The following is a 21,790-nucleotide window of genomic DNA, read 5'->3' as shown; positions in this document are numbered from 1 at the left end:
CATCACGCCTCCTGCCCGGTGGAGATCTTCGCGCTCTTTCGGGAGGCTACCCGGCGCGCGGCCCGCTCCCAAGAGGACCGTTCCGCTGGATGCGTCGTGGGCTCGTAGCGGCACAGCGGCTGGGTCGCGCGCAGCAGGGAACGCAGCTCCGGTAGGCCACCGTGGACGGCGCCGGCAGCGCGGGCCTGGACGAGAGCGTTGCCGAGTGCCGCCGCCTCGGCGGGTCCCGCGACAACGGGGAGCCCGCAGGCGTCGGCTGTGAGCCGGCACAGCAGCTCGTTGCGGCTGCCGCCGCCCACGACGTGGACCGTGTCGACGGACCTGCCGGACAGGCGCTGCGCGTCGGTGATCGCGGCGCGGTGGGCGAGGGCGAGGCTGTCGAGAATGCAGCGCACGGTCTCGGCACGGTCGCGGGGGACCGGCTCGCCCGCGCCGCGGCATGCGCCGGCGATGCGGGCAGGCATGTCGCCGGGGGCCAGGAAGACCGGGTCGTCGGCGTCCACCACGGAGCGCAGGGGTGTGGCGCGGGCGACTTCCCGGAGGAGGGGGGCCAGGGGCGGGTCGCTCCAGGCGCGCAGGCACTCCTGGAGGAGCCACAGGCCCATGATGTTGCGCAGGTAACGGACGGTGCCGTCCACGCCGAGTTCGTTGGTGAAGTTGGCGCGGCGGCTCTCCTCGGTGCGGACGGGGCCAGGGAGCTCCAGCCCGGCCAGGGACCAGGTGCCGCAGGAGATGTAGGCGAAGTCGCCGGTGGCGGCGGGGACGGCGACCACAGCGGAGGCGGTGTCGTGGGAGCCGACGGCGGTGACCGGGGTGGGGTCGTGCAGACCCGTGGCGTTCAGGACGTCCGGCAGCAGCGTCCCAGCCGACTCGCCCGGCCCGCGTAGCGACGGAAAGAGGGCGAGGTCGATGCCCAGAGCTTCGGCTATCGGCGTTGACCAGCTGCCCGTTCCGGGGTCGATGAGCTGGGTGGTGGAGGCGTTGGTCAGCTCCGTGCCAGGGATGCCGGTCAGCCAGTAGGTGATCAGGTCGGGGATCATCAGCAGCGTCGCGGCGCCGTTGGTCTGGGGGCTCTCGCGGGCCGCCACGAGCTGGAAGACCGTGTTGAACGGCAGATTCTGGATGCCGGTGGCCGCGTAGAGGTCCTTCTGCGGTATCAGGGCGAACACCTTCTGTGGTACGCCCTCCGTGCGGGAGTCGCGATAGTGGACCGGGTTGCCCAGCAGCGCGCCGTCGGCGTCCAGCAGGCCGTAGTCCACCGCCCAGGAGTCGATGCCAGCGCCGGTGACCGGGCCTGCCTTCCGCAGACCGTCCAGGACGCCCTGGTAGAGGGCGAGGATGTCCCAGTGCAGCGTGCCGCCGACGCGGACGGGGCGGTTGGGGAAGCGGTGGGCCTCGTCCAGGGCGAGCCAGCCGGGGGCGACCCGGACGACCATGACGCGCCCGCTGGACGCGCCCAGGTCTACAGCGGCGAAGGACTTCACGGAACCTCTCAGCGCAGGAAGGCCGCCGCCACGCCGGCGTCCACCGGGATGTGCAGCCCAGTGGTGTGTGTCAGGTTGCCGCTGGTCAGGGCGAAGACCGCGTTGGCGACGTGCTCCGGGAGGACCTCGCGCTTAAGCAGCGTGCGCTGGGCGTAGTACTCGCCGAGTCTCTCCTCGGGCACGCCATAGACTGCGGCTCGTTTCGCCCCCCATCCACCGGCGAAGATCCCGGAACCGCGGACCACGCCGTCGGGGTTGATCCCGTTGACGCGGATGCCGTGCTCGCCCAGTTCAGCGGCCAGCAGGCGGACCTGGTGGGCCTGGTCGGCCTTCGCTGCTCCGTAGGCGATGTTGTTCGGGCCGGCGAGGACGCCGTTCTTGGACGCGACGTAGACGATGTCGCCGCCGAGCCCCTGGGCGATCATGACGCGGGCGGCCTCACGGGAGACCAGGAATGAGCCGCGGGCCAGGACGTCGTGCTGGAGGTCCCAGTCACCGGCCGTGGTTTCCAGGAGGGGCTTGGAGATGGACAGGCCCGCGTTGTTGACCACGAGGTCCACGCCGCCGAAGGCGAGGGCCGCGGCCCGGAACGCCTCCGCGATTTGCTCCTCGTCCGTGACATCGGCGGTGACCGCCACCGCATTGTCCGGGCCGCCCAGTCCGTCCGCGACCGCCTGCGCGGCGCCGTCGTTGATGTCGGCAACGACGACGGCCGCGCCCTCGGCCGCCAGACGTTCGGCGATGGCCTTCCCGATCCCGGAGCCGGCCCCGGTGACCAGGGCGATCCTGGTGGCCAGAGGCTTGGGCGGCGGCATCCGCCGCAGTTTCGCCTCCTCCAGTGCCCAGTACTCGATGCGGAACTTCTCCGGCTCAGGAATGGGGGAGTAGCGCGAGATCGCCTCGGCCCCGCGCATGACATTGATCGCGTTGACGTAGAACTCGCCCGCGACCCGCGCCGTCTGCTTGTCCTTGCCGAACGAGAACATGCCCACGCCCGGAACGAGGACGATCGCCGGACCGGCGCCGCGCATCGGGGGCGAGTCCGGCTCGGCGTGCCGCTCGTAGTACGCGCGGTAGTCGTCGCGGTAGGCCGCGTAAAGCTCCTTCAGACGCTCCACCGCCTGCTCCAGCGGGGCATCGGCGGGCAGATCCAAGACCAGGGGGCGGATCTTCGTCCGGAGGAAGTGGTCCGGACAGGAGGTGCCGAGCGCGGCGAGGCGGGGGTGCTCGGCGCGGGAGAGGAAGTCCAGGACTTCAGGGGTGTCGGTGAAGTGGCCCACCTGGGGACTGTCGGTGGAGGCCAGGCCGCGGACGACCGGGGCCAGGGCTGCCGCGCGGGCGAAGCGCTCGGAGTCGGGCAGCGGATCATGGCCGTCGAGCAGGGGCCCAAAGGGGTCCTGCCTGCCCCGTTCGGTGATGAACGCCTCTGCCGTGCGGATGATGTCGAGAGAGTCAGCCTCGCATTTCTCCGACGTGGCGCCCCACGCGGTGATGCCGTGGCCGCCCAGGATGCAGCCGATGGCCTGGGGGTTGGCCCGCTTGACGGCGGCGATGTCCAGGCCCAGCTGGAACCCCGGACGCCGCCAGGGGATCCATACGACGCGGTCGCCGAAGCACTCCCGGGTCAGCGCCTCGCCGTCGGCGGCGGTGGCCAGGGCGATGCCGGAGTCCGGGTGGAGGTGGTCCACATGGGGGGCGTCCACCAGGCCGTGCATCGCGGTGTCGATGGAGGGGGCCGCGCCGCCCTTGCCGTGGGCGCAGTAGTCGAACGTGGCGATCATCTCGTCCTCGCGCTCCACGCCGGGGTAGACGGCGGACAGCGCGCGCAGGCGGTCCAGACGCAGGATGGCCAGGCCCTCCTCGGTGAGGGTGCCGAGGTCGCCGCCGGAGCCCTTGACCCACATCAGCTCCACCTCGGTGCCGGTGACCGGGTCGGTGGCGACCCCCTTGGCGGAGGAGTTGCCGCCCGCGTAGTTGGTGTTGCGGGGGTCGGCGCCCAGGCGGTGGGAGCGGTCCAGAAGGGTCGCGACGTCGGGGTGCGTGCCGGTGGTCATTTCTCTCACGCGTCCCAGCCGGCCTGCCGGCCGCCCACGCGCTCGTTGACGATCTTCCCCGCCCAGCCGGACTCCCGGTACGAGGCGAGCGGGTCCTGGCGGAGGTTCATCTCTTCGCGCAGTTCGGCGAGGAGGGGGCGCACGTCGGTGTCGTAGGCGTCCATCAGGACGGCGTTGGCGCCCAGGACGTCGCCCGCCTGCTGGGCCTTGGACAGCGCTCCGCTGTCCACGAGGAGGGCCTTTGCGGTGGCCGCCTGGATGTTCAGGACCGAACGGATGATCGCCGGGATCTTGGGCTCGATGTTGTGGCACTGGTCGAGCATGAAGACGATCTCGGAGTCCAGGCCGCCGGCTCGGACCACCTCGTACATGATCCGGAAGAGCTGGAACGGGTCAGCGGCGCCCACCATCAGGTCGTCGTCGGCGTAGAAGCGGGAGTTGAAGTCGAAGCCGCCGAGCTTGTCCTCGCGCAGGAGGATGGCGACGATGAACTCGATGTTCGTGCCGGGGGCGTGGTGCCCGGTGTCCACGACCACCTTGGCCTTGGGCCCCAGCTTGAGGCAGTGGGCGTAGGCGGTGCCCCAGTCCGGCACGTCCATGGTGTAGAAGGCCGGCTCGAACAGCTTGTACTCCAGCAGTATGTGCTGGTTGCCGCCGAGGCGCCCGTACACGGCCGCCAGGGCCTCGGCGAGGCGGTCCTGGCGGGCCCGGATGTCGTCCTGGCCGGGGTAGTTGGTGCCATCGGAGAACCACAGCTTGAGGTCGCGCGAGCCGGTGGCGTCCATGATGTCGACACACTCCAGGAGGTGGCCCAGGGCCTTGCGGCGCACGGCCGGGTCGGGGTTGGTGACCGAGCCGAGCATGTAGTCGTCGTCCTGGAAGACGTTTGAGTTGATGGCACCGAGGGTGAGGCCGAGGGCCTTGGCGTGGGCTGCCAGTTCGGCGTAGTCGTCCACCTTGTCCCAGGGGATGTGCAGGGCGACCGTGGGGGCGATGCCGGTGTGGGCGTGGACGCGGGCGGCGTCTTCGAGCTTCTCGTGCGGAGTGCGGGGCACGCCCTGCTGAGCGAAGACCTTGAAGCGGGTGCCGGAGTTCCCGTACGCCCAGGATGGCGTCTCGATGCGCTGCCGTTTCAGCGCGGCCTTCACGGCGGCCGGGTCGATCACGTCATCGCCTCTCTATGGTGAATCGTTTCACACCACAGATTAGGTCCATGCCCCGTGTGCGCATCAAGGGTGCCGATGGAATCGGTGCCCATCTTCCGCGCTGCGCAGTCGTGTTCGTCGAGCCTCACGTGGGCACCATTGACGCGTCCTCCGGCAGGGCCTAGCTTTCCCGGGCAGGTCCCTTGAAACCTTTCACGGAGCACCGTCATGTACCAGTCCGATTCGGACCCGGTCCTCGTCCTTGCGCTGCGCGGCGTGAGCAAGTCCTTCGGTGCGGTCCGGGCCCTCCAGGACGTCTCCCTACAACTCCACGCCGGTGAGGCCCACGCGCTGGCTGGCGAGAACGGCGCGGGAAAGTCCACCCTGATCAAGATCCTCGCCGGGGTACACCGTCCGGACACCGGGGAGGTGCTGCTGGCCGGGCGGCCGGTGGACTTCCACGGTCCCGGGGACGCGTGGGACGCAGGGATCGCGGTGGTCTACCAGGAACCCGCGTTGTTCCCCGACCTCTCCATCGCCGAGAACATCTTCATGGGCCGCCAGCCGAGGCGGTCACTGGGAAGGATCGACCGCAGGGCGGCGCGGGAGGCGACGGCGGCGCTGATGGGGCGCCTCGGCGTCGCCCTCAACCCTGACCGGCCCGCGCGCGGCCTGTCCATCGCCGACCAGCAGATCGTGGAGATCGCCAAGGCGCTCTCGTTCGACGCCAGGGTGCTGATCATGGACGAGCCCACCGCCGCGCTGAGTGGCAGCGAGGTGGCCCGGCTGTTCACGGTTGTAGAGGCGCTGCGAGCGGAGGGCGCGGCGGTGCTGTTCATTTCGCACCGGCTGGAGGAGATCTTCCGGCTGTGCCAGCGCGTGACGACGCTGCGGGACGGGCGGCGGGTGTCCAGCGACGCGATCGACCGGCTCAGCGTGGACACGCTGGTGCGACTCATGGTCGGGCGCGACCTCGACGAGCTGTACCCCAAGCAGGACACCCGGGTCGGCGAGGTCGCGCTCTCCGTACGCCGGCTGACCCGTGAGGGCGTCTTCCGCGACGTCACGTTCGACGTGAGGCATGGCGAGATCGTGGCGCTGGCCGGACTCGTGGGCGCGGGCCGCACGGAGGTTGTGCAGGCCGTCTTCGGAGTGGACCGCCCGGACGCGGGCGAGGTGCGGGTGAAGGGCAGGATCCTGCCGAAGGGGTCGCCGACCGCTGCTATGGACGCCGGGCTCGCGCTGGTGCCGGAGGACCGGCAGCAGCGTGGCCTGGTGATGGACCTCTCCATCGAACGCAACATCGGGCTGACCGGCCTCGACCAACTGGGCCGCAGCGGGCTGGTACGCAAGGCGCTGGAACGCGGGCGCGCCGCAGACTGGGCGGTGAAACTCCGGCTCAAGTACAGCCGGTTGTCGGACGCGGTGGGTGTCCTGTCGGGCGGCAACCAGCAGAAGGTCGTGCTCGCGAAGTGGCTTGCCACCGAGCCGGTCGTGCTGATCGTGGACGAGCCGACCCGGGGCATCGACGTAGGCACGAAGGCCGAGGTGCACCGCCTGCTGTCCTCGCTCGCCGCGCAGGGCCTCGCCGTCTTGATGATCTCCTCCGACCTGCCCGAGGTTCTGGGCATGGCCGACCGGGTGCTGGTCATGCACGAGGGCCGGCTGGTCGCGGAGATCCCACGCGCCGAGGCGACGGGGGAGTTGGTGATGGCAGCAGCCAGCGGAAAAAACGGATTCGGGGGGAAGGCGGCATGCGCGCGGAGCTGAATACGCCGGCGTGCGGGATTCTGCGCTGCGAGGCACGAGCGGAGCGGGGTCCCGTTCTCGGCGCAAAAAGCGAAGCGGAGTACGAGCAGAGGAGAGGGGCATGACGGCCACGCTCGAACAGCCCAAGGCGCCCACCGGCGCAGACGACCGCTCTGCGCGCTCGCTCATCGACGCCGTCTTCCGGGCCCGCGAGATCAGCATCGCGGGCGCGCTGGTGCTGCTCATCCTCGGTACCTGGCTGGTCAATCACAGCTTCCTCAGCGACCAGGGAATCAAGGACCTCCTGCTCAACGCCTCGATCCTGGTGCTCCTCGCGGTCGGGCAGTCCGTGGTGGTGATCACGAGGAACATCGACCTCTCGGTGGGCTCGCTGGTCGGGCTTTCCGCGTTCGCGTGCGGGAGGTTCGCCTCAGGGACCGACCGCAACGTCGTGCTGGTCCTGCTTCTCGGAATGGCGATCGGCGCCGTCTGCGGGCTGGTCAGCGGCTCGCTGGTGAGCTTCGGGCGGGTGCCCGCGCTCGTAGTCACCCTGGGAATGCTCTACATCATCCAGGGCGTCGACTACTGGTGGGCGCAGGGCGAGCAGATCAACGCCGTCAACGTGCCCGGCGGGGTCCTCGAACTCGGCAGCGGCAGCGTGCTGGGCATCCCATACCTGCCCCTGATCGCCGCCGTGGTGCTCGCCGCGGTCGCGTTCCATCTGCGCTCCTACCGCAGCGGGCGCGACCTGTACGCGATTGGCTCCAGCCCGGAGGGCGCCTGCCTCGCCGGGGTGCCGATCCGGCGACGGGTACTGGGCGCCTATCTGCTGTCCGGGGTGATCGCCGGATTCGCCGGCGCCCTGTGGCTGGCCCGGTTCGGCACCGTCGTCGCCGACAACGCTCGCGGCTGGGAGCTGACCGTCGTCAGCGCCGTCGTGGTGGGCGGGGTCTCGATCGTCGGCGGCGTCGGCACGGTGTGGGGCGCGGCGCTCGGAGCCATCCTTCTGACGACCATCGGCAGCGTCCTGGTCGTGCTGAAGGTCAACCCCTTCTGGGAGGACGCCGTCGCCGGAGCGCTGCTGCTCGCGGCCATCAGCGTCGACCGGATCGTGAACTTGCGCTTCACCAGCGCGCTGAGGAAGAGGAGGGCCCGCCATGACCCCTGACATCGTCGGGTCGAAGGCCGCCTCGGAGAGGGGGGCGGGCCCGGGGCTCGCACGATTCCTGCGATGGGACGCCGCGGTGGGCGTGCTCGTCGTCGCCGTCTTCTGCGTCGGCGCCGGAACCACCTCGGACTTCGCCGGCACCGGCAATCTCTCCTTCGTCCTCAACGACATCGCCGAGGTCGCGATCATCGCCCTGCCGATGACGCTCCTGGTCGTCGCCGGGCAGATTGACCTGTCCGTGGCGTCGATGCTCGGCCTGTCCAGTTCGCTGGTGGGCACACTGTGGGACGCCGGATGGGCCTTCGAGACAATCGTCCCGCTGGTGTTGGTCGTCGGCACCGTTGGCGGCATGCTCAACGGATGGCTGGTGACGAAGGTCGGCCTGCCCCCGCTCGCCGTCACCATCGGCACGCTCACGCTCTTCCGCGGACTGGCGTCGGTGGCCCTGGGCAGCAAGGCGGTCACCGACTTCCCGCAGAGCTACGCCAAGTGGGCCACGGACAAAGTCCCCGGTACCTTCATCCCGTACCCCATCGCGCTGTTCGTCGTGCTTGGAGCGGTCACGGGCCTGGTCCTGCACGCCACCTGGATCGGCCGGTCCTTGTTCGCCATCGGCGCGCAGGAGGACGTCGCCTACTTCGCCGGCATCCGCGTCAAGCGGATCAAGCTCGTGCTCTTCTCCGTAACCGGGCTGTTCTCCGCCTTCGCCGGGGTGGTGTACACGCTGCGTTACGGCAGCGCCCGCGCCGACAACGGCTTTGGCCTGGAGATGGTCGTCGTCGCCTCCGTGCTCCTCGGCGGCATCGACTTCGAGGGCGGCAAGGGCACGCTCGGCGGCGCGGTGGCCGGGCTGCTGCTGATCGGCTTGCTCAGGAACCTGCTCACCCTCAACGACGTTGCCAACGAGATCCAGGTGATCGTCACCGGGCTGCTCCTCGTGACCTCCGTGCTCGCCCCGCGCGTGATCGCCGGTGCCATCGAACGACGGCACCGGCGCAACGCGACGGCGGCGACCACATCAACATCCGTCCAGGACCTTCCAGAGCCTGAACGGTGACCCGTACCCGTACCTGAAAGAGGTCCGACATGCACACCAGAACCACCGCCAGGCGGCGCGCCGCCATGGCGCTGGTGGCGGCCTGTACCCTCGCCGTCACCGTGGCCGGCTGCGGCGGTACCACCAAGGTCGACACCAAGTCGGAGTCGACGGACAAGGGCTCCGACAGCAAGGCCGATCCCAACGCTCCGCTGAAGAAGGGGCTCAGGATCGCCTTCCTGCCCAAGCAGATCAACAACCCATACGAGGTCATCGTCGACAAGGCCGGTATCGACGCCGCCCAGGAGTACGGCGGCACGGCCAAGGAAGTCGGCCCGTCCGACGCCAGCGCGTCGTCGCAGGTCAGCTATATCAATACGCTGATACGGCAGAAGCAGGACGCCATCCTGATCGCGGCCAACGACCCGAACGCCGTCTGCGGCCCCCTCAAGCAGGCCATGTCCAGGGACATCAAGGTGGTCTCCTACGACTCCGACACGGCCAAGGACTGCCGGCAGGTGTACATCAACCAGGCCGGCTCGGAGGAAATCGGCCGCAGCCTGATCAGGAACCTGGGCAAGCAGCTCGACTACAAGGGCGACATCGCCATCCTGTCGGCGACCCAGAACGCGACGAACCAGAACACCTGGATCCAGTTTATGAAGGACGAGCTGAAAAAGCCCAAGTACAGGAACATGAAACTGGTCAAGACCGCATACGGGGACGACGACGACCAGAAGTCCTTCCAGCAGACGCAGGGCCTGCTCCAGGCGTACCCGAAGCTGAAGGGCATCATCTCGCCGACCACCGTCGGCATCGCCGCGGCGGCCCGCTACATCAGTGGCTCCTCCTACAGGGGCAAGGTCGTGATCAACGGCCTTGGCACGCCCAACCAGATGCGCAACTACGTCAAGGACGGCACCGTCGAGCAGTTCTCGCTGTGGGACCCGGGCAAGCTCGGCTACCTGGCCTCCTACGCCGCCGCAGCCCTGTCGTCAGGGCAGATCACCGGCGTGGAGGGCGAGAAGTTCAATGCGGGCAAGCTCGGCGACTACACCATCGGCAAGGACGGCGAGATCATCCTCGGCCCGCCGACGGTCTTCGACAAGTCCAACATCGACAAGTTCAACTTCTGACGGTGCCCGGTGGGCCAGCTTCCCCGGCGGGGCTGGTGACCGCCGGAACGGAGACGGAGCAGAAGGTGCAGCGTGTCTGTTTCCTGCTGAAGATCCGCCGAACGTCTGGCGGAGTATCGCGAGCGCCACGCGGCGGTGTGGCCGGAGATGCTTGCCGCCCTGTCGGCAGCCGGATGGCACAACTACTCCCTCTTTCTGCGCGAGGACGGGCTGCTCGTCGGCTACCTGGAGACCGGCGACTTCGACGCCGCGCAGAAGGCCATGGCCGAGACGGAGGTCAACGCCCGCTGGCAGGCGCAGATGGCGCCGTTCTTCGAGGAACTGGAGGGGGCCGGGCCCGACGAGGCCATGCGCCCGCTGAGTGAGGTCTTCCATCAGGGAGGTGGGCAACGACGCACGGACCGGCAGGAGTTCGAAGACGGACGGTGCTCCACGCAGGAGCCGCCGCCGGGCTCGCCGCGCCCCTCGTCCCCTGCACGGCAAGCGGCCACCCCGCCCAGACCCCGGTCACGACGGGATGCTGTCGTACCTGTACCAGCAGCGGTCCACAGGAACGCCCCATCGCCTATCCGGGTGATCGACTTCCATCTGTCGAGCTGACCCCGGGCTGAACCAGAAACGAGGACACCATGGCTGGTGTAGCCGCCCGCATTCCCGCCACCGCTCGCAGGCCCAGGGTCGGCCTGGTCGCCGGCGGCCTCGGCGCGTACTGGCCTCAGTTCCCCGATCTGCTGCCCCAGCTCCGGCGGTCCTCCGCACGGGTGGCGGAGCGGATGGCGGAGTTCGACGCGGAGGTCGTCGACGTGGGCTTCATCTCCGATGCTCAAGAAGGCGCGGCGGCCGCGGAGACGCTGCGCAAGGCTGGCTGCGACATCATCGTCGGCTTCCTGACCACCTACATGACCGCGACGATGCTGGTGCCGATCGCGCAGTGCTCCGGCGTGCCCGTGCTGCTGATCAACCTCCAGCCCACCGAGGCGATGGACCACGCCTCGTTCGACACCGGCCAGTGGCTCGCCTACTGTGGCGCCTGCCCGCTGCCCGAGATGGCGAACACCTTCGAGCGCTGCGGCATCCCGTTCCGCTCGGTGTCCGGACATCTGGAGGACGCGCGTGCCTGGACCCGCATCGGCCGCTGGATCCGCGCGGCGGGTGTGCGGGCCGTGCTGCGCAATGGCCGGCACGGATTGATGGGCCACCTCTACCCCGGGATGTACGACGTCTCCACTGACCTGACCATGGTCACCGCAAACGGCGGGGGGCATGTGGAGGTACTGGAGTTCGACGATCTGCGGGTGCGGGTGGAGGGGGTCACCGAGGCGGAGGTCGCGGACAAGCTCGCCGAGACCAGGGAGCTGTTCGAGCTGGCCGACTCCGTGGCTGAGGAGGACCTGGCTTGGGCGGCGAAGGTGTCCGCGGGCCTGGACCGCCTCGTCGCCGACTTCGACCTGGACTCGCTGGCCTACCACCACCGCGGCCTGGGCGGAGAGGTCCACGAGCGCCTCGGCGCGGGCATGATCCTCGGAGCATCACTGCTCACCGCCCGCGGCGTCCCTTCCTGCGGGGAGTACGAGCTGCGCACGTCGCTGGCCATGCTGATCGCCGACCGGCTCGGCGCCGGGGGCTCGTTCGCCGAGCTCCAGGCGCTCAACTTCCGCGACGGCGTGGTCGAGATGGGCCACGACGGGCCCGGCCATCTGGCGATCAGCGAGCGCAAGCCGCTGCTGCGGGGACTCGGCGCCTACCACGGCAAGCGCGGCTGGGGTGTGTCGGTGGAGTTCAACGTCCGGCACGGCCCCGTGACCTTGGTTGGCATCGGGCAGACCAGGGACGGGCGCTATCGTCTGATCGCCGCAGAGGGCGAGGTCGTGGGCGGTCCGTTGCTTGCCATCGGCAACACCACCTCCCGCGTCGACTTCGGCCGTGACCCGGGGGAGTGGACCGACGAGTGGAGCGCCAGCGGCGTCGGCCACCACTGGGCGCTCGCCACCGGGCATTTGGTGCCGGTGCTGCGCTGCGTGGCGGATCTGAGTGAGATGAACTTGGTGGAGCGCTGAACCGGCCGTCGGGTGCGGGCCCCCAGGCGCTGTCACGGATCCAGGGACAGAGATGGATAAAGTTCGAAGCACGGGAGGGGGCGGCAACCGGTGGGTGGAATGGTCAGCATCAAGGACGTGGCCCGTCAGGCCGGGGTCTCCGTCGGCACCGTCTCCAATGTGATCAACCGTCCCGACACGGTCTCCGAGGTCACCCGCACCAGGGTCCTCTCCGCGATCGACCGCCTGGGCTATGTGCGCAGCGAGTCCGCGCGGCAGCTGCGCGCCGGGCGCAGCCGGATCATGGCGCTGCTGGTGCTGGACATGGGCAACCCGTTCTTCGTGGACGTGGCCCGCGGCGCCGAGCGGGCCGCGCGGGCGGCGGGGCTCGGCGTGATGGTCTGCAACAGCGGCGAGAGCCCGAGCGAGGAGGCCGACTACCTGGCGCTCTTCGCGGAGCAGCGGGTGCGCGGGGTGATGGTCACCCCGGCGGACGTGACGGGCCGCAACCTGGCCGCGTTCCGCCGCCACGGCATCCCGTTGGTCTTCGCCGACCGGGTGGCGCCGAGCCAGGAGGGCTGCTCGGTGTCGGTCGACGATGTCATGGGCGGCACGCTGGCCGTGCGCCATCTCGTGGCGGGCGGCCACCGCAGGATCGCCTACGTTGCCGGCCCCATGCACCTGCCGCAGTGTCGCGACCGGCACACGGGCGCGCTACGGGCAGCGGCGGAGGCGGGTTTGCCAGCGGAGAGCGTCACCCTGGTGGAGGCCGAGCACCTTGACGTGCAGGCGGGCCGCGACGCGGGCGCCCGCCTACTCGGCCTCCCCGACCGGCCGAGCGCCGTCTTCTGCGCCAACGACCTGATCGCGCTCGGAGTCCTCCAGGCCATGTACGCGGCGGGGGTACGCGTCCCGGACGAGGTATCGATCGTGGGCTACGACGACATCGAGTTTGCTGCGGCCGCTACGGTGCCGCTGACGTCGGTGCGGCAGCCGGCGTTCCGCATCGGGAGTACGGCGGCCAGGCTGCTGATCGAGGAGACGGGCGACGCGGCGGGCGCTCACGAGCATCAGAAGATCGTCTTCAGGCCGGAGCTAGTGGTCCGCGCCTCGAGCCTGCCCCGGGCGGGCCCTCCGCTCCTGGGGCCTGGCGCCTAGCTTGTCCTACCTTCCAAGCGTGAGTCTGAGGCGGTCATTCGTAAGATCGTCGGGCCCAGGGGTTCTGGGTGTGGCTGTGAGCTTGTCGCCGTTGGATGGCTCAAAGAACTTGGCCGCCCGGAGCCCCGTAACGACTCGACCGCTTATTGGGATACGCGACTTGATCGCTGTGTAGGACAACGTCGGCGAGGTCGTCTGCGGGATCGATCTGTAGCGACAAGCTGGCGGAGGTGACCGTGCCCCAGATCTGGGCCGGAGTGGACATCGGCAAGGACCATCACCACTGTGTGGTGCTCGATCAGCGAGGGGATCGCCCCCTCTCTCGCCGTGTCCTCAACGATGAGTCGGCCCTGCTGGAGCTGATCTCAGACGTCCTCGCACTGTCCGAGGACACCTTGTGGGCGGTGGACATCAACCACGTGGTGCCGCTCTGCTCATCTGCCTCCTGCTCAGCCACGATCAGCCGATGGTTTACATCACCGGCTTGGCCGTGCATCAGGCCTCGACCGCCTACCGCGGCCAGGGCAAGACGGACGAGACGGACGCCTTCGTCATTGCCGACCAGGCGCGCATGCGCCAGGACCTCGGCTTCCTTCGCCCTGGCGATGAGATAGCAGTTGACCTGCGTACTCTGACCGCTCGACGCCTGGATCTGGTCAACGATCGGGCCCGCCAGACCAACCTTCTGCGTGCCCAACTGATGGAATTCTCCCCGGCGTTGGAGCGTGCACTGAATCTGAGCAAGAAGGGCCCGGTCGTCCTGCTGACCGGTTACCAGGTGCGGCATCGATACGCCGCCGCGGACCCAAGCGGATCGGAACCCGGCTGAAGAACCGCAGGGTGAAGAACGCTGCAACGCTCGCCGAGACCATCGTTGAGGCGGCCAAGTCCCAGCACACCGCACTTCCCGGTGAGACTCTCGCGGCCGCCATGGTGGCCCGGATCGCCAAAGGCGTACTGGCCATAGATGAGGAGATCGCCGAACTCGACGCGCTCGTCGAGGCCCGCTTCCACGAGCACCGTCACGCCGCCGTGATCTGCAGTCTGCCCGGCATGGGCACCCTTCTCGGCGCCGAGTTCATCGCCGCCACCGGCGGAGACATGGAGGCCTTCGGCACGGCCGACCGCCTGGCCTCCTTCGCCGGCCTCTCACCCGTGCCACGGGACTCCGGCCGCGTCAACGGGAACATGCGCCGTCCGCGCCGCTACCACCGCGGCCTACTCCGAGCCTTCTACCTTTCCGCCATGGCCAGCCTGAGAACCTGCACCGCCTCGCAGGCCTACTACGGACGTAAGCGGAACGAGGGGAAGGGGCACAAACAGGCCTTGCTCGCTCTGGCCCGTCGACGGGCCAACGTCTTGTGGGCCATGATCCGCGACGGAGCGTGTTATGACGTACTACCAACCGTCACGACAGCGGCTTGACATCGTCATTGGGAAGTTCTTTATCTTCCGGCCTCGAATGGTGTCTCGAACTGAGTCGCTCACCTGGGGATTCGCCGGACGTGGGGGGCGGCCCTCGTCTGATCATGTGCTCCGACCAAGGTGCACGTGACCAAGACGAAGGCCGCGAGGGTGAGTCTGCTGCCTGATGCTGTCGAGAGGGAAGCGTTCGCGGAAGCGTCACGCTTCCGGGGCGAGTTCTACGTGAGGGTCCCCTCGTACCGTGGAGTCCGTGATACCAGGGGGAGCAGAGGTTCATGGGGTCCAAGCAACAGAAGTACGACGCCGAGTTCCGTGAGGGTGCTCTACGCATCGTGATCGAGACGGGCAAGCCGATCCTGGAGGTAGCCGAGGACCTCGGTGTGCATCCGGGGACGCTGCACAGCTGGGTCTCACGCTGGAGGAATGATCGACCCACCAATCATCCCTGAGCGCCGGAGCGGTGAAGTTGTCCTCGAAATCAGGCTCACGGGCCGGAGGTTCGGGAAGACGAGCGACATTGGCCATCATGACACCATCCTGACTGACGACGGCCCTGCACGGCGCCGCAAGCGCCGTCCCGGACGGTGCGCCATCCTCCTGCATCACGAGCGCTCATCGTGCTTGCTCCGCTGCATCGCAGATGACCGTTGCCAGGTCCGCTGAGGCCTTCGCCATTGTCCTGACTACGCCGACCCGAGCAAAGTTCCGATGCCCCGCGCGACCGCGCAGGCGTGGGACCGGGTCCACCCACGGCTGACCCACCGAGCCGCCTGGCTGGAGCATGAAGGTGAACTCCAGCTGATCGAGGTACGTTGATTCGGCTGGAGGTCGAGCACCTATCGAAGGACCGGGCGGCGCCGGCGGTGTGGTTGTGGTCCTCGAAGACCGGCGCCCACGACGCGGACGTCGACCGGTCCTGGCAGGCGTTCCTGCCGCGCTTCGACCTGGAGCACACCTTCCGCCTGTTCAAGCAGACTCTGGGCTGGACCAGGCCCCGGTTACGGGTACCCCAGGCGGCCGACCGGTCGACGTGGCTGGGTCATCGCCGCCTACACCCAGCTTCGGCTCGCCCGTCCGATCACCCGCGACCTGCGACACCCGTGGGAGAAGCCGACAGCACCACACCGGCTGACGCCCGCGCGGGTCCGGTTGACGTTTCGGAACCTCCGCCAGCTCCCCGCATGCCGCGGCCCACTCGAACGACAAGTGGGTCAAGCACATCGGGGCTCAGCTCAACTCCATCGAATCGACCCTCGACCTGATCAACAGTTCCTGACAACTCGTGGGGGTCGCCCGGCCAATGGCCGAGCGACCCCCACGTTGCGAGGCCCCTGATGAGCAATGTGCACCCTCTGCTTGAGACGACTCCGCACCTCATTCTGAAACGATCAGTAAGGGCGTGCAGATCTTTAACTCGTGGCTTTCCGCTCGGTGGTTCGTTGGTCTGGCATGAGCGGGTTAGTAGGGCAACGGGACGTGCTGGCAGCCAAGTTCAGGGCGATTCTGCCGCATCTCGACGAGCGACAGCGTCGCCTGTTGATAGGAGCAGAAGCCCAGTTCCTCGGCCACGGCGGGATCAGAGCGGTCGCTCGTGCCGCTGGTGTCCGTGATGCCACTGTGTCTGCCGGAATGCGGGAACTCGAGTCCGGAGAGGCCCCGTTGGGACGCATCCGCCGGCCCGGAGGTGGCCGCAAACGCGTCGTCGATCTGAACCCAGCCGTTCGGGAGGTACTCCTCACGCTGGTCGAGCCCGACGTCCGCGGAGATCCGATGTCGCCGCTGCGCTGGACGACCAAATCCACCCGCAAGCTCGCCGAGCAGCTGACCCGGCAGGGCCACAAGATCTCCGCGGACACAGTGGGCGACCTCCTGCGCGAGGAGGGCTTCAGCCTGCAAAGCAACGCGAAGACCCTGGAAGGCAAGCAGCACCCCGACCGGGACGCACAGTTCCACTACCTCAACGAGCAGGCCCTGAGCCATCAGGACAGCGGGGCTCCGGTGATTAGCGTGGACACGAAGAAGAAGGAACTGGTCGGTCCCTTCAAGAACAACGGCCGCGAATGGGAGCCGAGAGGCGAGCCAGTGCGGGTCGACACCCACGACTTCCCCGACCGCGAACTGGGCAGGGCGGTGCCCTACGGCATCGACGACGTCGTCGCGAACACTGGCTGGGTCAACGTGGGCACCGACCACGACACCGCCGCTTTCGCCGTCGAATCCATCCGGCGCTGGTGGAACGGCGCCGGGCGGGCTGCCTATCCAACGGCTGGTCGGCTGCTGATCACGGCCGATGCGGGCGGCTCCAACGGGTATCGCACCCGCACCTGGAAGACCGAACTCGCCCGGTTCGCCGCCGAGGCCGGACTGACGATCACCGTCTGCCACCTGCCTCCCGGAACATCGAAGTGGAACCGAATCGAGCACCGGCTGTTCTCCCACATCACCATGAACTGGCGCGGAAGGCCCCTGACCAGCCACGAAGTCATCGTCGAGAGCATCGCCGCGACCACCACCAAGACCGGCCTGACCGTGCACGCCGAACTCGACACCAACCCCTATCCCACCGGCATCCAGGTCAGCGACGACGAGATCGCCGCTCTGCCGATCACCCGGCACCGCTTCCACGGCGACTGGAACTACACCCTCCACCCCCAGCATCCGCTGGACGCGACGCCGACCAGCAGCACGTCAGGCCAGACGTTGGCGAGCGGGCCGCACCGCCTCACACCGTATTCGCTGCAGGACCCTGAGCTGACCGGCATGACCCGCAAACAGCTCAGAGAGCTCATCGACGCGCTGACTCCTGCACTGGAGGTTCAACGCGAGCGAGTGCTCCGCACACGCCGCGGTCACGAGCGCCTTGTCGCCCCCGGTACAGGCGCCAAAGCCAAGCTGACCCCAGCCGAGCGGATCCTGGCCACCGTGCTCCACCTGCGCAAACTCGCCACCATGGACCTCCTCGGCCAACTCTTCGGCGTCACCGCCATGACCATCAGCCGTGCGAAGCAGGAAGTCAGCCCACTCCTAGAAGCACACGGCCACCACATCAACACCTCAACCGCCCGCCTCCGCACACCAGCCGACGTCGCGGCGTTCCTCGCTTCCGACCCCACCCAAACCAAGGTCAAAAAGACGAGTTAAAGATCTGCACGCCCTAAGAACGTCCCTTCAGGTCCGGCAAGGTCTGCTTTATCGGCTGATGGTGCCGATGTTGGTTGAGCGGTCGGTGGCAGTGCACCCGGTGGTGCTGCGGGAGCCGGTGGCGTTGAGGGTGAGGCTGTTGGGGTTGCGGCAGTTGTTGTTCTGTCGGCCTTCCTGCGCGATGTTCTGCTGGCGCACATCGGCACCTGTGCTGGAACCGCCTCCCGCTCGGGCGCCGCCACTCTTGGTGTGAGTGTGCCTATTGAAGGAGGCGTCCTTGTTCCCGCAACGCGCCCGCACCCGGTCACCGACCACAGTGAGCGTCGAGCCTGCATTGAGGTTGTTGCAGTTGTTGTTCTGCTGGCCTTCCTGTGCGATGTTCTGCTGAAACACGCCGCCGACTGTTGCGCTGCCGCCTTCGGCTCTGGCGCCGCCTCCCTTGATATGGATGTGCTTGCTGAATGAGGAGTCCTTGTTCCTGCAACGCACCCCCAGCCGGCCACTGTCCACGGTGAGGACCGAGAAGTTGAGGTTGTTGCAGGTGTTGTTCTGCAGGCCTTCCTGCGCGATGTTCTGCTGGGCCACGCCGGCGCCTGCGCTGCCGCCTTCGGCGTGTGCGCCGCCGCCCTTAACGAGAGCGTGCTTGGTGAACGAGAGGTCCTGACCAGTACAGTAGCCAACCACCCGGCCCCCGGTCACTGCGAGAGTGCCAAAGCCTTCGTTGGGGTCGCTGCAGGTGTTGTTCTGTTTGCCGCGTTGGGCGGTGTTCTGCTGAGCCAGGCTTCTGGCTGGAGGCCGTTTCTCCGTTGAGAACGATTAGTGCCAACTAGGAATGCAGGGCCATTTCTTAGAAGCCGTATCTCAACCGATCTTGGAACGTGTGGATCGAACGGAGTTCCTGGTCGGGTGATCTTCCGGCGGTACGCGCATGAAGGCAGGGCCTCCTGGTAGCTCGGGGGTGCGACCCCATTCCGAGCGGTTCCCGGAGGCCCTGTTGTCGTTGTTGTACGCGCCCGAGCCCGTTGACTTCAACTCGCCCGCTGTGTCGTGCGATTGTCTCGCGCACGTGTACGGCAACGCGGCCGATCATCCCGATCGGGTGCGCCGGTATCCGTCGGACATGACGGACGCGGAGTGGGCGGCCGTGCGGCCGTTGTTGCCGGTGCCGGCCTGGCTTTCGGGGCGGGGCGGACGGCCCGAGGGCTACTGCCACCGGCAGCTGCTGGACGCGGTCCGCTATCTGGTCGCGGGCGGGATCTCGTGGCGGGCGCTGCCCGCGGACTTCCCCGATTGGGGCCGGGTTTACGCCTTCTTCCGCCGCTGGCGCGAGCATGGGTTGATCGCCGAGTTCCACGACCGGCTGCGCGGGAAGGTCCGTGAACGCGAGGGCCGCGAGGCCGAGCCCACGGCGGGGATCATCGACGCGCAGTCGGTGCGGGCCGCCGCGACGGTGCCGGCCTCCTCCCGCGGCTACGACGGCGGGAAGAAAGTACCCGGGCGAAAGCGGCACATCGTGACCGACACCCTCGGTCTGCTCCTGGTCGTCGCGGTCACCGCCGCGAACATCGGCGACCGCGACGCCGCGGCGGGCCTGCTGACCCGGTTGCGCCGCCTGCACCGCGACATCACCCTCCTCTGGGCCGACGGCGGCTACACCGGCGGCCTCGTCGGCTGGTGCCGGGACAAACTCTCTCTGACGTTGGAGATCGTCAAGCGCACCGACGACATGACAGGGTTCGTGGTGCTGCCCAGGCGGTGGGTGGCAGAGCGCACGTTCGCGTGGTTGATGAACTCCCGCCGTCTGGCGCGGGACTACGAGACCCTGCCCGCCACCAGCGAGGCGATGATCCGGTGGTCGATGGTCACGCGGATGAGCCGGCGTCTGGCCCGGCCACGGGCCGCCGGCCGGCACTGAATGCCCCCGATGCCTCCAGGAGAAGCCACCCGCGCTCCGCCAGGCGCCGGGCTTTCGACCGCAGCCCCTCGACCTTCGCCGGCGTCGCCCCAAGGCCCAGCTCCACCGCGATCTCCTTGGCTCGAAGCGGCCCCTGCCCCGTGGATCGCTGCTGTTCCAGCACGCCCAGAATCCGCTGATAGTCCGGCGCCAGAACCGTCACCGGCAGCCCCTCCCGCCAGGGCGGCACCGTCGAGCCCGACACCGGCGCGAGCGACGGCGCGGCTTCCTCCTCCGCCTCGGTCGTGGTCACGGCAGTGGACTCGGCCGCAGCAACTGCCAAGGCCTCGAGCAGTTCCTCCCGCGCGATCACCCGCCGGTCCAGCTCGATCTCCGCGGCCTCCAACACCGCAGCCAACCGCGCGACTTCCTCCCGCAAGCCCTCCACCCGCACGCGAGCAGCCGCCTCTCGCTCCTCCAGCATTCCCAGCACCGACGCCACCGCGCACCCCTCGACCATGAAGCGGACACAAGACGTCGCGATGCCTCCCTCAACCCGAGCGAAACCATGCCTGACCAGCAGGAATCAAGGGATCACGTTCGGTTGAGATACGGCTTCTTAGACCGTGTCCTACATGGTCGGTTGGCAGTTGTGCCGGACATGGGGAGTGGACGGTGGGGATGGATCGTTCCGGACGGCTTGTGGGAGATCGCGAAGCCGTTGCTGCCGCCGGTGCGGGTGCGGCCGCAAGGGGGCGGGGTCGCGAACATCGATGATGAGGCGGTCTTCGCCGCAATCATCTATGTGCTGGTCAGCGGCTGCGCCTGGCGAGCACTGCCGCCGTGCTTCGAAGCGTCGAAGTCGACCGTGCATCGTCGGTTTGCCATCTGGTCTCGGGCGGGAGTCTGGGGACGCCTGAATCAGAAGGTGCTGCAGCTCCTGGACGAGCAGAACTTGGTCGATCTGTCCCGTGCGGTCCTCGACTCCGCGCACGTGAGGGCCAAGAAAGGGGCGAACTTGCAGGTCCGAGCCCTCTGGACCGGGGTAAGCCCGGTTCCAAGATGCACGTCCTGTCCGACGCGAACGGACTGCCGCTACGCGTCGGACTCTCCGCGGCCAACACCCACGACAGCCAGGCCCCGAAGCCGATGCTGTCCCATTTCCACATGGGACACGAATCCCACGCGACTGAATCCAAGCCTCAGCGCCTCCACGCCGACAAGGCGTACGAAGTGCCTCACCTGTGTCGATGGTTATTGGGCAAGCGCATCGGCGTCCGGATCGCCCGCAAAGGGGGACTGCTGCAGGGTTGGGTGACACCTGACCTGGCTTGCTGAGAGGCGGCCTGGAAGGATGTTGCAGTGCCCAAGCCGTATCCGAAGGAGTTCCGCGAGGACGTTGTGCGGGTCGCGCGTAACCGCGAGCGCGGCGTCACGCTGGAACAGATCGCTTCCGACTTCGGGGTCCACCCGATCACGCTGTCGAAGTGGCTGCGCCGTACCGACACCGACGAGGGCGCCAGGCCCGCAACGACGTCGGGTGAGTCGGCGGAGCTGCGCGAGGCCCGCAAACGGATCCGGCTGCTGGAGCAGGAGAACGAGGTGCTCAGGAGGGCCGCGGCCTATCTGTCGCAGGCGAACCTGCCGGCAAAGTGATGTACCCGCTCGTCCGCGAGCTGGCCGCCGCCGATGCCCCTCACCGGGTGCCGGTGGCGGTGACGTGCCGGGTGCTCGGGCTGGCCCGCCAGCCCTACTACCGGTGGCTGGCCTGCCCGGTCACCGATGCCGAACTTGGCGAGGCGTATCGGGCCAACGCGCTGTTCGACGCTCACTGTGACGATCCCGAGTTCGGTCACCGGTTCCTGCTCGACGAGGCCCGCGCAGCCGGTGAGTCGATGGCCGAGCGGACCGCCTGGCGCATCTGCCGGGACAACGGCTGGCCAAGACCGGGCCGCCCGTCCACGATGACCGAGTGCGCCGCCACTTCTCCGCCGACGGGCCCAACCGGCTGTGGCTCACGGACATCACCGAGACCCCACCGGCGAGGGCAAGCTATATCTGTGCGCCGTCAAGGACGCCTTCTCGGGCCGCATTGTGGGCTACTCCATCGACTCCTGGATGCAGTCCCGCCTCGCCGTGGCCGCCCTGGAGTCCGCCGTCGCCCACCGCGGCCAGGTGGCCCGATGCGTAGTGCATTTCGGACCGCGGCTCGCAGTTCCGGTCCCGGAAGTTCGTCTCCGCTCTCGTCCGCCACGAAATAACGTGCCTGTATGTCTTTCGTCAAGCGAGGCGTGGGGTTCTGGGTTCGTAGAAGGTGCCGTCGCGGAGCATCGCGAACAGCACGCTGATGCGGCGGCGGGCCAG

Annotated in this window: 14 protein-coding genes and 6 pseudogenes; 15 read left to right on the top strand and 5 right to left on the bottom strand. The window is 68.3% G+C overall.

Features of this window, described 5'->3' with window-relative positions; genetic code table 11:
* Positions 1–2 precede the first annotated feature (2 nt).
* Genes AB0M26_RS26980 through rhaI form a run of 3 tightly spaced genes read right to left on the bottom strand, consistent with a single transcriptional unit; the run spans position 3 to position 4,704 of the window.
* Entirely contained in the window at positions 3–1,484 is a 1,482-nt protein-coding gene (locus tag AB0M26_RS26980) for a rhamnulokinase family protein (protein WP_365264851.1), read from the bottom strand.
* A gap of 8 nt (positions 1,485–1,492) precedes the next feature.
* A complete protein-coding gene (locus tag AB0M26_RS26975) occupies positions 1,493–3,538 on the bottom strand; it encodes a bifunctional aldolase/short-chain dehydrogenase (protein WP_365264850.1) in 2,046 nt (681 codons plus the stop codon).
* A gap of 5 nt (positions 3,539–3,543) precedes the next feature.
* A complete protein-coding gene (gene rhaI / locus AB0M26_RS26970) occupies positions 3,544–4,704 on the bottom strand; it encodes an L-rhamnose isomerase (RefSeq protein WP_365264848.1) in 1,161 nt (386 codons plus the stop codon).
* Positions 4,705–4,911: 207 nt separating this feature from the next.
* Between rhaI and AB0M26_RS26965 the strand changes: the two genes are divergently transcribed.
* The 12 genes and pseudogenes from AB0M26_RS26965 (at position 4,912) to AB0M26_RS26910 (ending at position 17,532) form a co-directional block, all read left to right on the top strand.
* On the top strand, positions 4,912–6,453 hold the full coding sequence (locus tag AB0M26_RS26965) for a sugar ABC transporter ATP-binding protein (RefSeq protein WP_365264846.1): 1,542 nt from the start codon (positions 4,912–4,914) through the stop codon (positions 6,451–6,453).
* A 100-nt stretch (positions 6,454–6,553) separates the two neighbouring features.
* On the top strand, positions 6,554–7,600 hold the full coding sequence (locus AB0M26_RS26960; protein ID WP_365264844.1) for an ABC transporter permease: 1,047 nt from the start codon (positions 6,554–6,556) through the stop codon (positions 7,598–7,600).
* Entirely contained in the window at positions 7,590–8,657 is a 1,068-nt protein-coding gene (locus AB0M26_RS26955) for an ABC transporter permease (protein ID WP_365264842.1), read from the top strand. The genes AB0M26_RS26960 and AB0M26_RS26955 overlap by 11 nt, the downstream gene beginning before the upstream one ends.
* 29 nt (positions 8,658–8,686) lie before the next feature.
* Entirely contained in the window at positions 8,687–9,772 is a 1,086-nt protein-coding gene (rhaS, locus tag AB0M26_RS26950) for a rhamnose ABC transporter substrate-binding protein (RefSeq protein WP_365264840.1), read from the top strand.
* Between the two features lie 65 nt (positions 9,773–9,837).
* Positions 9,838–10,147: pseudogene (locus AB0M26_RS26945) on the top strand (L-rhamnose mutarotase); the annotation flags it as partial.
* Positions 10,148–10,401: 254 nt separating this feature from the next.
* Entirely contained in the window at positions 10,402–11,829 is a 1,428-nt protein-coding gene (locus AB0M26_RS26940; RefSeq protein ID WP_365264838.1) for an L-fucose/L-arabinose isomerase family protein, read from the top strand.
* Between the two features lie 99 nt (positions 11,830–11,928).
* Positions 11,929–12,966, top strand: a complete 1,038-nt coding sequence (locus AB0M26_RS26935; protein ID WP_365264836.1) for a LacI family DNA-binding transcriptional regulator — start codon at positions 11,929–11,931, stop codon at positions 12,964–12,966.
* A 230-nt stretch (positions 12,967–13,196) separates the two neighbouring features.
* Positions 13,197–14,391: pseudogene (locus AB0M26_RS26930) on the top strand (IS110 family transposase).
* A gap of 275 nt (positions 14,392–14,666) precedes the next feature.
* On the top strand, positions 14,667–14,840 hold the full coding sequence (locus tag AB0M26_RS26925) for a transposase (RefSeq protein WP_365264834.1): 174 nt from the start codon (positions 14,667–14,669) through the stop codon (positions 14,838–14,840).
* Positions 14,841–15,108: 268 nt separating this feature from the next.
* Positions 15,109–15,561 (top strand): annotated as a pseudogene (locus tag AB0M26_RS26920) (transposase); the annotation flags it as partial.
* A gap of 4 nt (positions 15,562–15,565) precedes the next feature.
* Positions 15,566–15,667, top strand: a pseudogene (locus AB0M26_RS26915) (RacP protein); the annotation flags it as partial.
* A gap of 173 nt (positions 15,668–15,840) precedes the next feature.
* Complete coding sequence (locus AB0M26_RS26910; RefSeq protein ID WP_365264874.1) at positions 15,841–17,532, top strand: ISAzo13 family transposase; 1,692 nt, start codon at positions 15,841–15,843, stop codon at positions 17,530–17,532.
* A 48-nt stretch (positions 17,533–17,580) separates the two neighbouring features.
* On the opposite strand, the gene AB0M26_RS26905 is transcribed toward AB0M26_RS26910, so the two are convergent.
* The gene (locus AB0M26_RS26905; RefSeq protein ID WP_365264833.1) at positions 17,581–18,231 is read right to left on the bottom strand and encodes a hypothetical protein; all 651 of its coding nucleotides are present in this window, start codon (positions 18,229–18,231) and stop codon (positions 17,581–17,583) included.
* A gap of 421 nt (positions 18,232–18,652) precedes the next feature.
* On the opposite strand from AB0M26_RS26905, the gene AB0M26_RS26900 reads away from it, so the two are divergent.
* The gene (locus AB0M26_RS26900; protein ID WP_365264831.1) at positions 18,653–19,447 is read left to right on the top strand and encodes an IS5 family transposase; all 795 of its coding nucleotides are present in this window, start codon (positions 18,653–18,655) and stop codon (positions 19,445–19,447) included.
* Here the strand turns inward: AB0M26_RS26900 and AB0M26_RS26895 are convergent.
* Positions 19,395–19,946, bottom strand: coding sequence for a hypothetical protein (locus tag AB0M26_RS26895; RefSeq protein ID WP_365264829.1), 552 nt, complete (start codon positions 19,944–19,946; stop codon positions 19,395–19,397). The genes AB0M26_RS26900 and AB0M26_RS26895 overlap by 53 nt on opposite strands.
* A gap of 141 nt (positions 19,947–20,087) precedes the next feature.
* Between AB0M26_RS26895 and AB0M26_RS26890 the strand changes: the two are divergent.
* Together AB0M26_RS26890 and AB0M26_RS26885 are read left to right on the top strand one after the other, a co-directional pair.
* Positions 20,088–20,722 (top strand): annotated as a pseudogene (locus AB0M26_RS26890) (IS5 family transposase); the annotation flags it as partial.
* Between the two features lie 66 nt (positions 20,723–20,788).
* A pseudogene (locus tag AB0M26_RS26885) lies at positions 20,789–21,689 on the top strand (IS3 family transposase); the annotation flags it as partial.
* Positions 21,690–21,790: the final 101 nt, after the last annotated feature.

This window comes from Streptomyces sp. NPDC051776, from assembly GCF_040681345.1.
Lineage (GTDB): Bacteria > Actinomycetota > Actinomycetes > Streptomycetales > Streptomycetaceae > Streptomyces.
This window is presented reverse-complemented; position numbering and strand designations above follow the sequence as displayed.

What these genes read in the sequence shown, in the direction of transcription:
- AB0M26_RS26965 (WP_365264846.1), top strand. Translation starts at nt 4,912, where the DNA reads ATGTACCAGTCCGATTCGGACCCGGTCCTCGTCCTTGCGCTGCGCGGC.
- AB0M26_RS26910 (WP_365264874.1), top strand. Translation starts at nt 15,841, where the DNA reads ATGAGCGGGTTAGTAGGGCAACGGGACGTGCTGGCAGCCAAGTTCAGG.
- AB0M26_RS26960 (WP_365264844.1), top strand. Translation starts at nt 6,554, where the DNA reads ATGACGGCCACGCTCGAACAGCCCAAGGCGCCCACCGGCGCAGACGAC.
- AB0M26_RS26925 (WP_365264834.1), top strand. Translation starts at nt 14,667, where the DNA reads ATGGGGTCCAAGCAACAGAAGTACGACGCCGAGTTCCGTGAGGGTGCT.
- AB0M26_RS26975 (WP_365264850.1), bottom strand. Translation starts at nt 3,538, where the DNA reads ATGACCACCGGCACGCACCCCGACGTCGCGACCCTTCTGGACCGCTCC.
- AB0M26_RS26940 (WP_365264838.1), top strand. Translation starts at nt 10,402, where the DNA reads ATGGCTGGTGTAGCCGCCCGCATTCCCGCCACCGCTCGCAGGCCCAGG.
- AB0M26_RS26895 (WP_365264829.1), bottom strand. Translation starts at nt 19,946, where the DNA reads ATGGTCGAGGGGTGCGCGGTGGCGTCGGTGCTGGGAATGCTGGAGGAG.
- AB0M26_RS26900 (WP_365264831.1), top strand. Translation starts at nt 18,653, where the DNA reads ATGACGGACGCGGAGTGGGCGGCCGTGCGGCCGTTGTTGCCGGTGCCG.
- rhaS (WP_365264840.1), top strand. Translation starts at nt 8,687, where the DNA reads ATGCACACCAGAACCACCGCCAGGCGGCGCGCCGCCATGGCGCTGGTG.
- AB0M26_RS26935 (WP_365264836.1), top strand. Translation starts at nt 11,929, where the DNA reads ATGGTCAGCATCAAGGACGTGGCCCGTCAGGCCGGGGTCTCCGTCGGC.
- AB0M26_RS26955 (WP_365264842.1), top strand. Translation starts at nt 7,590, where the DNA reads ATGACCCCTGACATCGTCGGGTCGAAGGCCGCCTCGGAGAGGGGGGCG.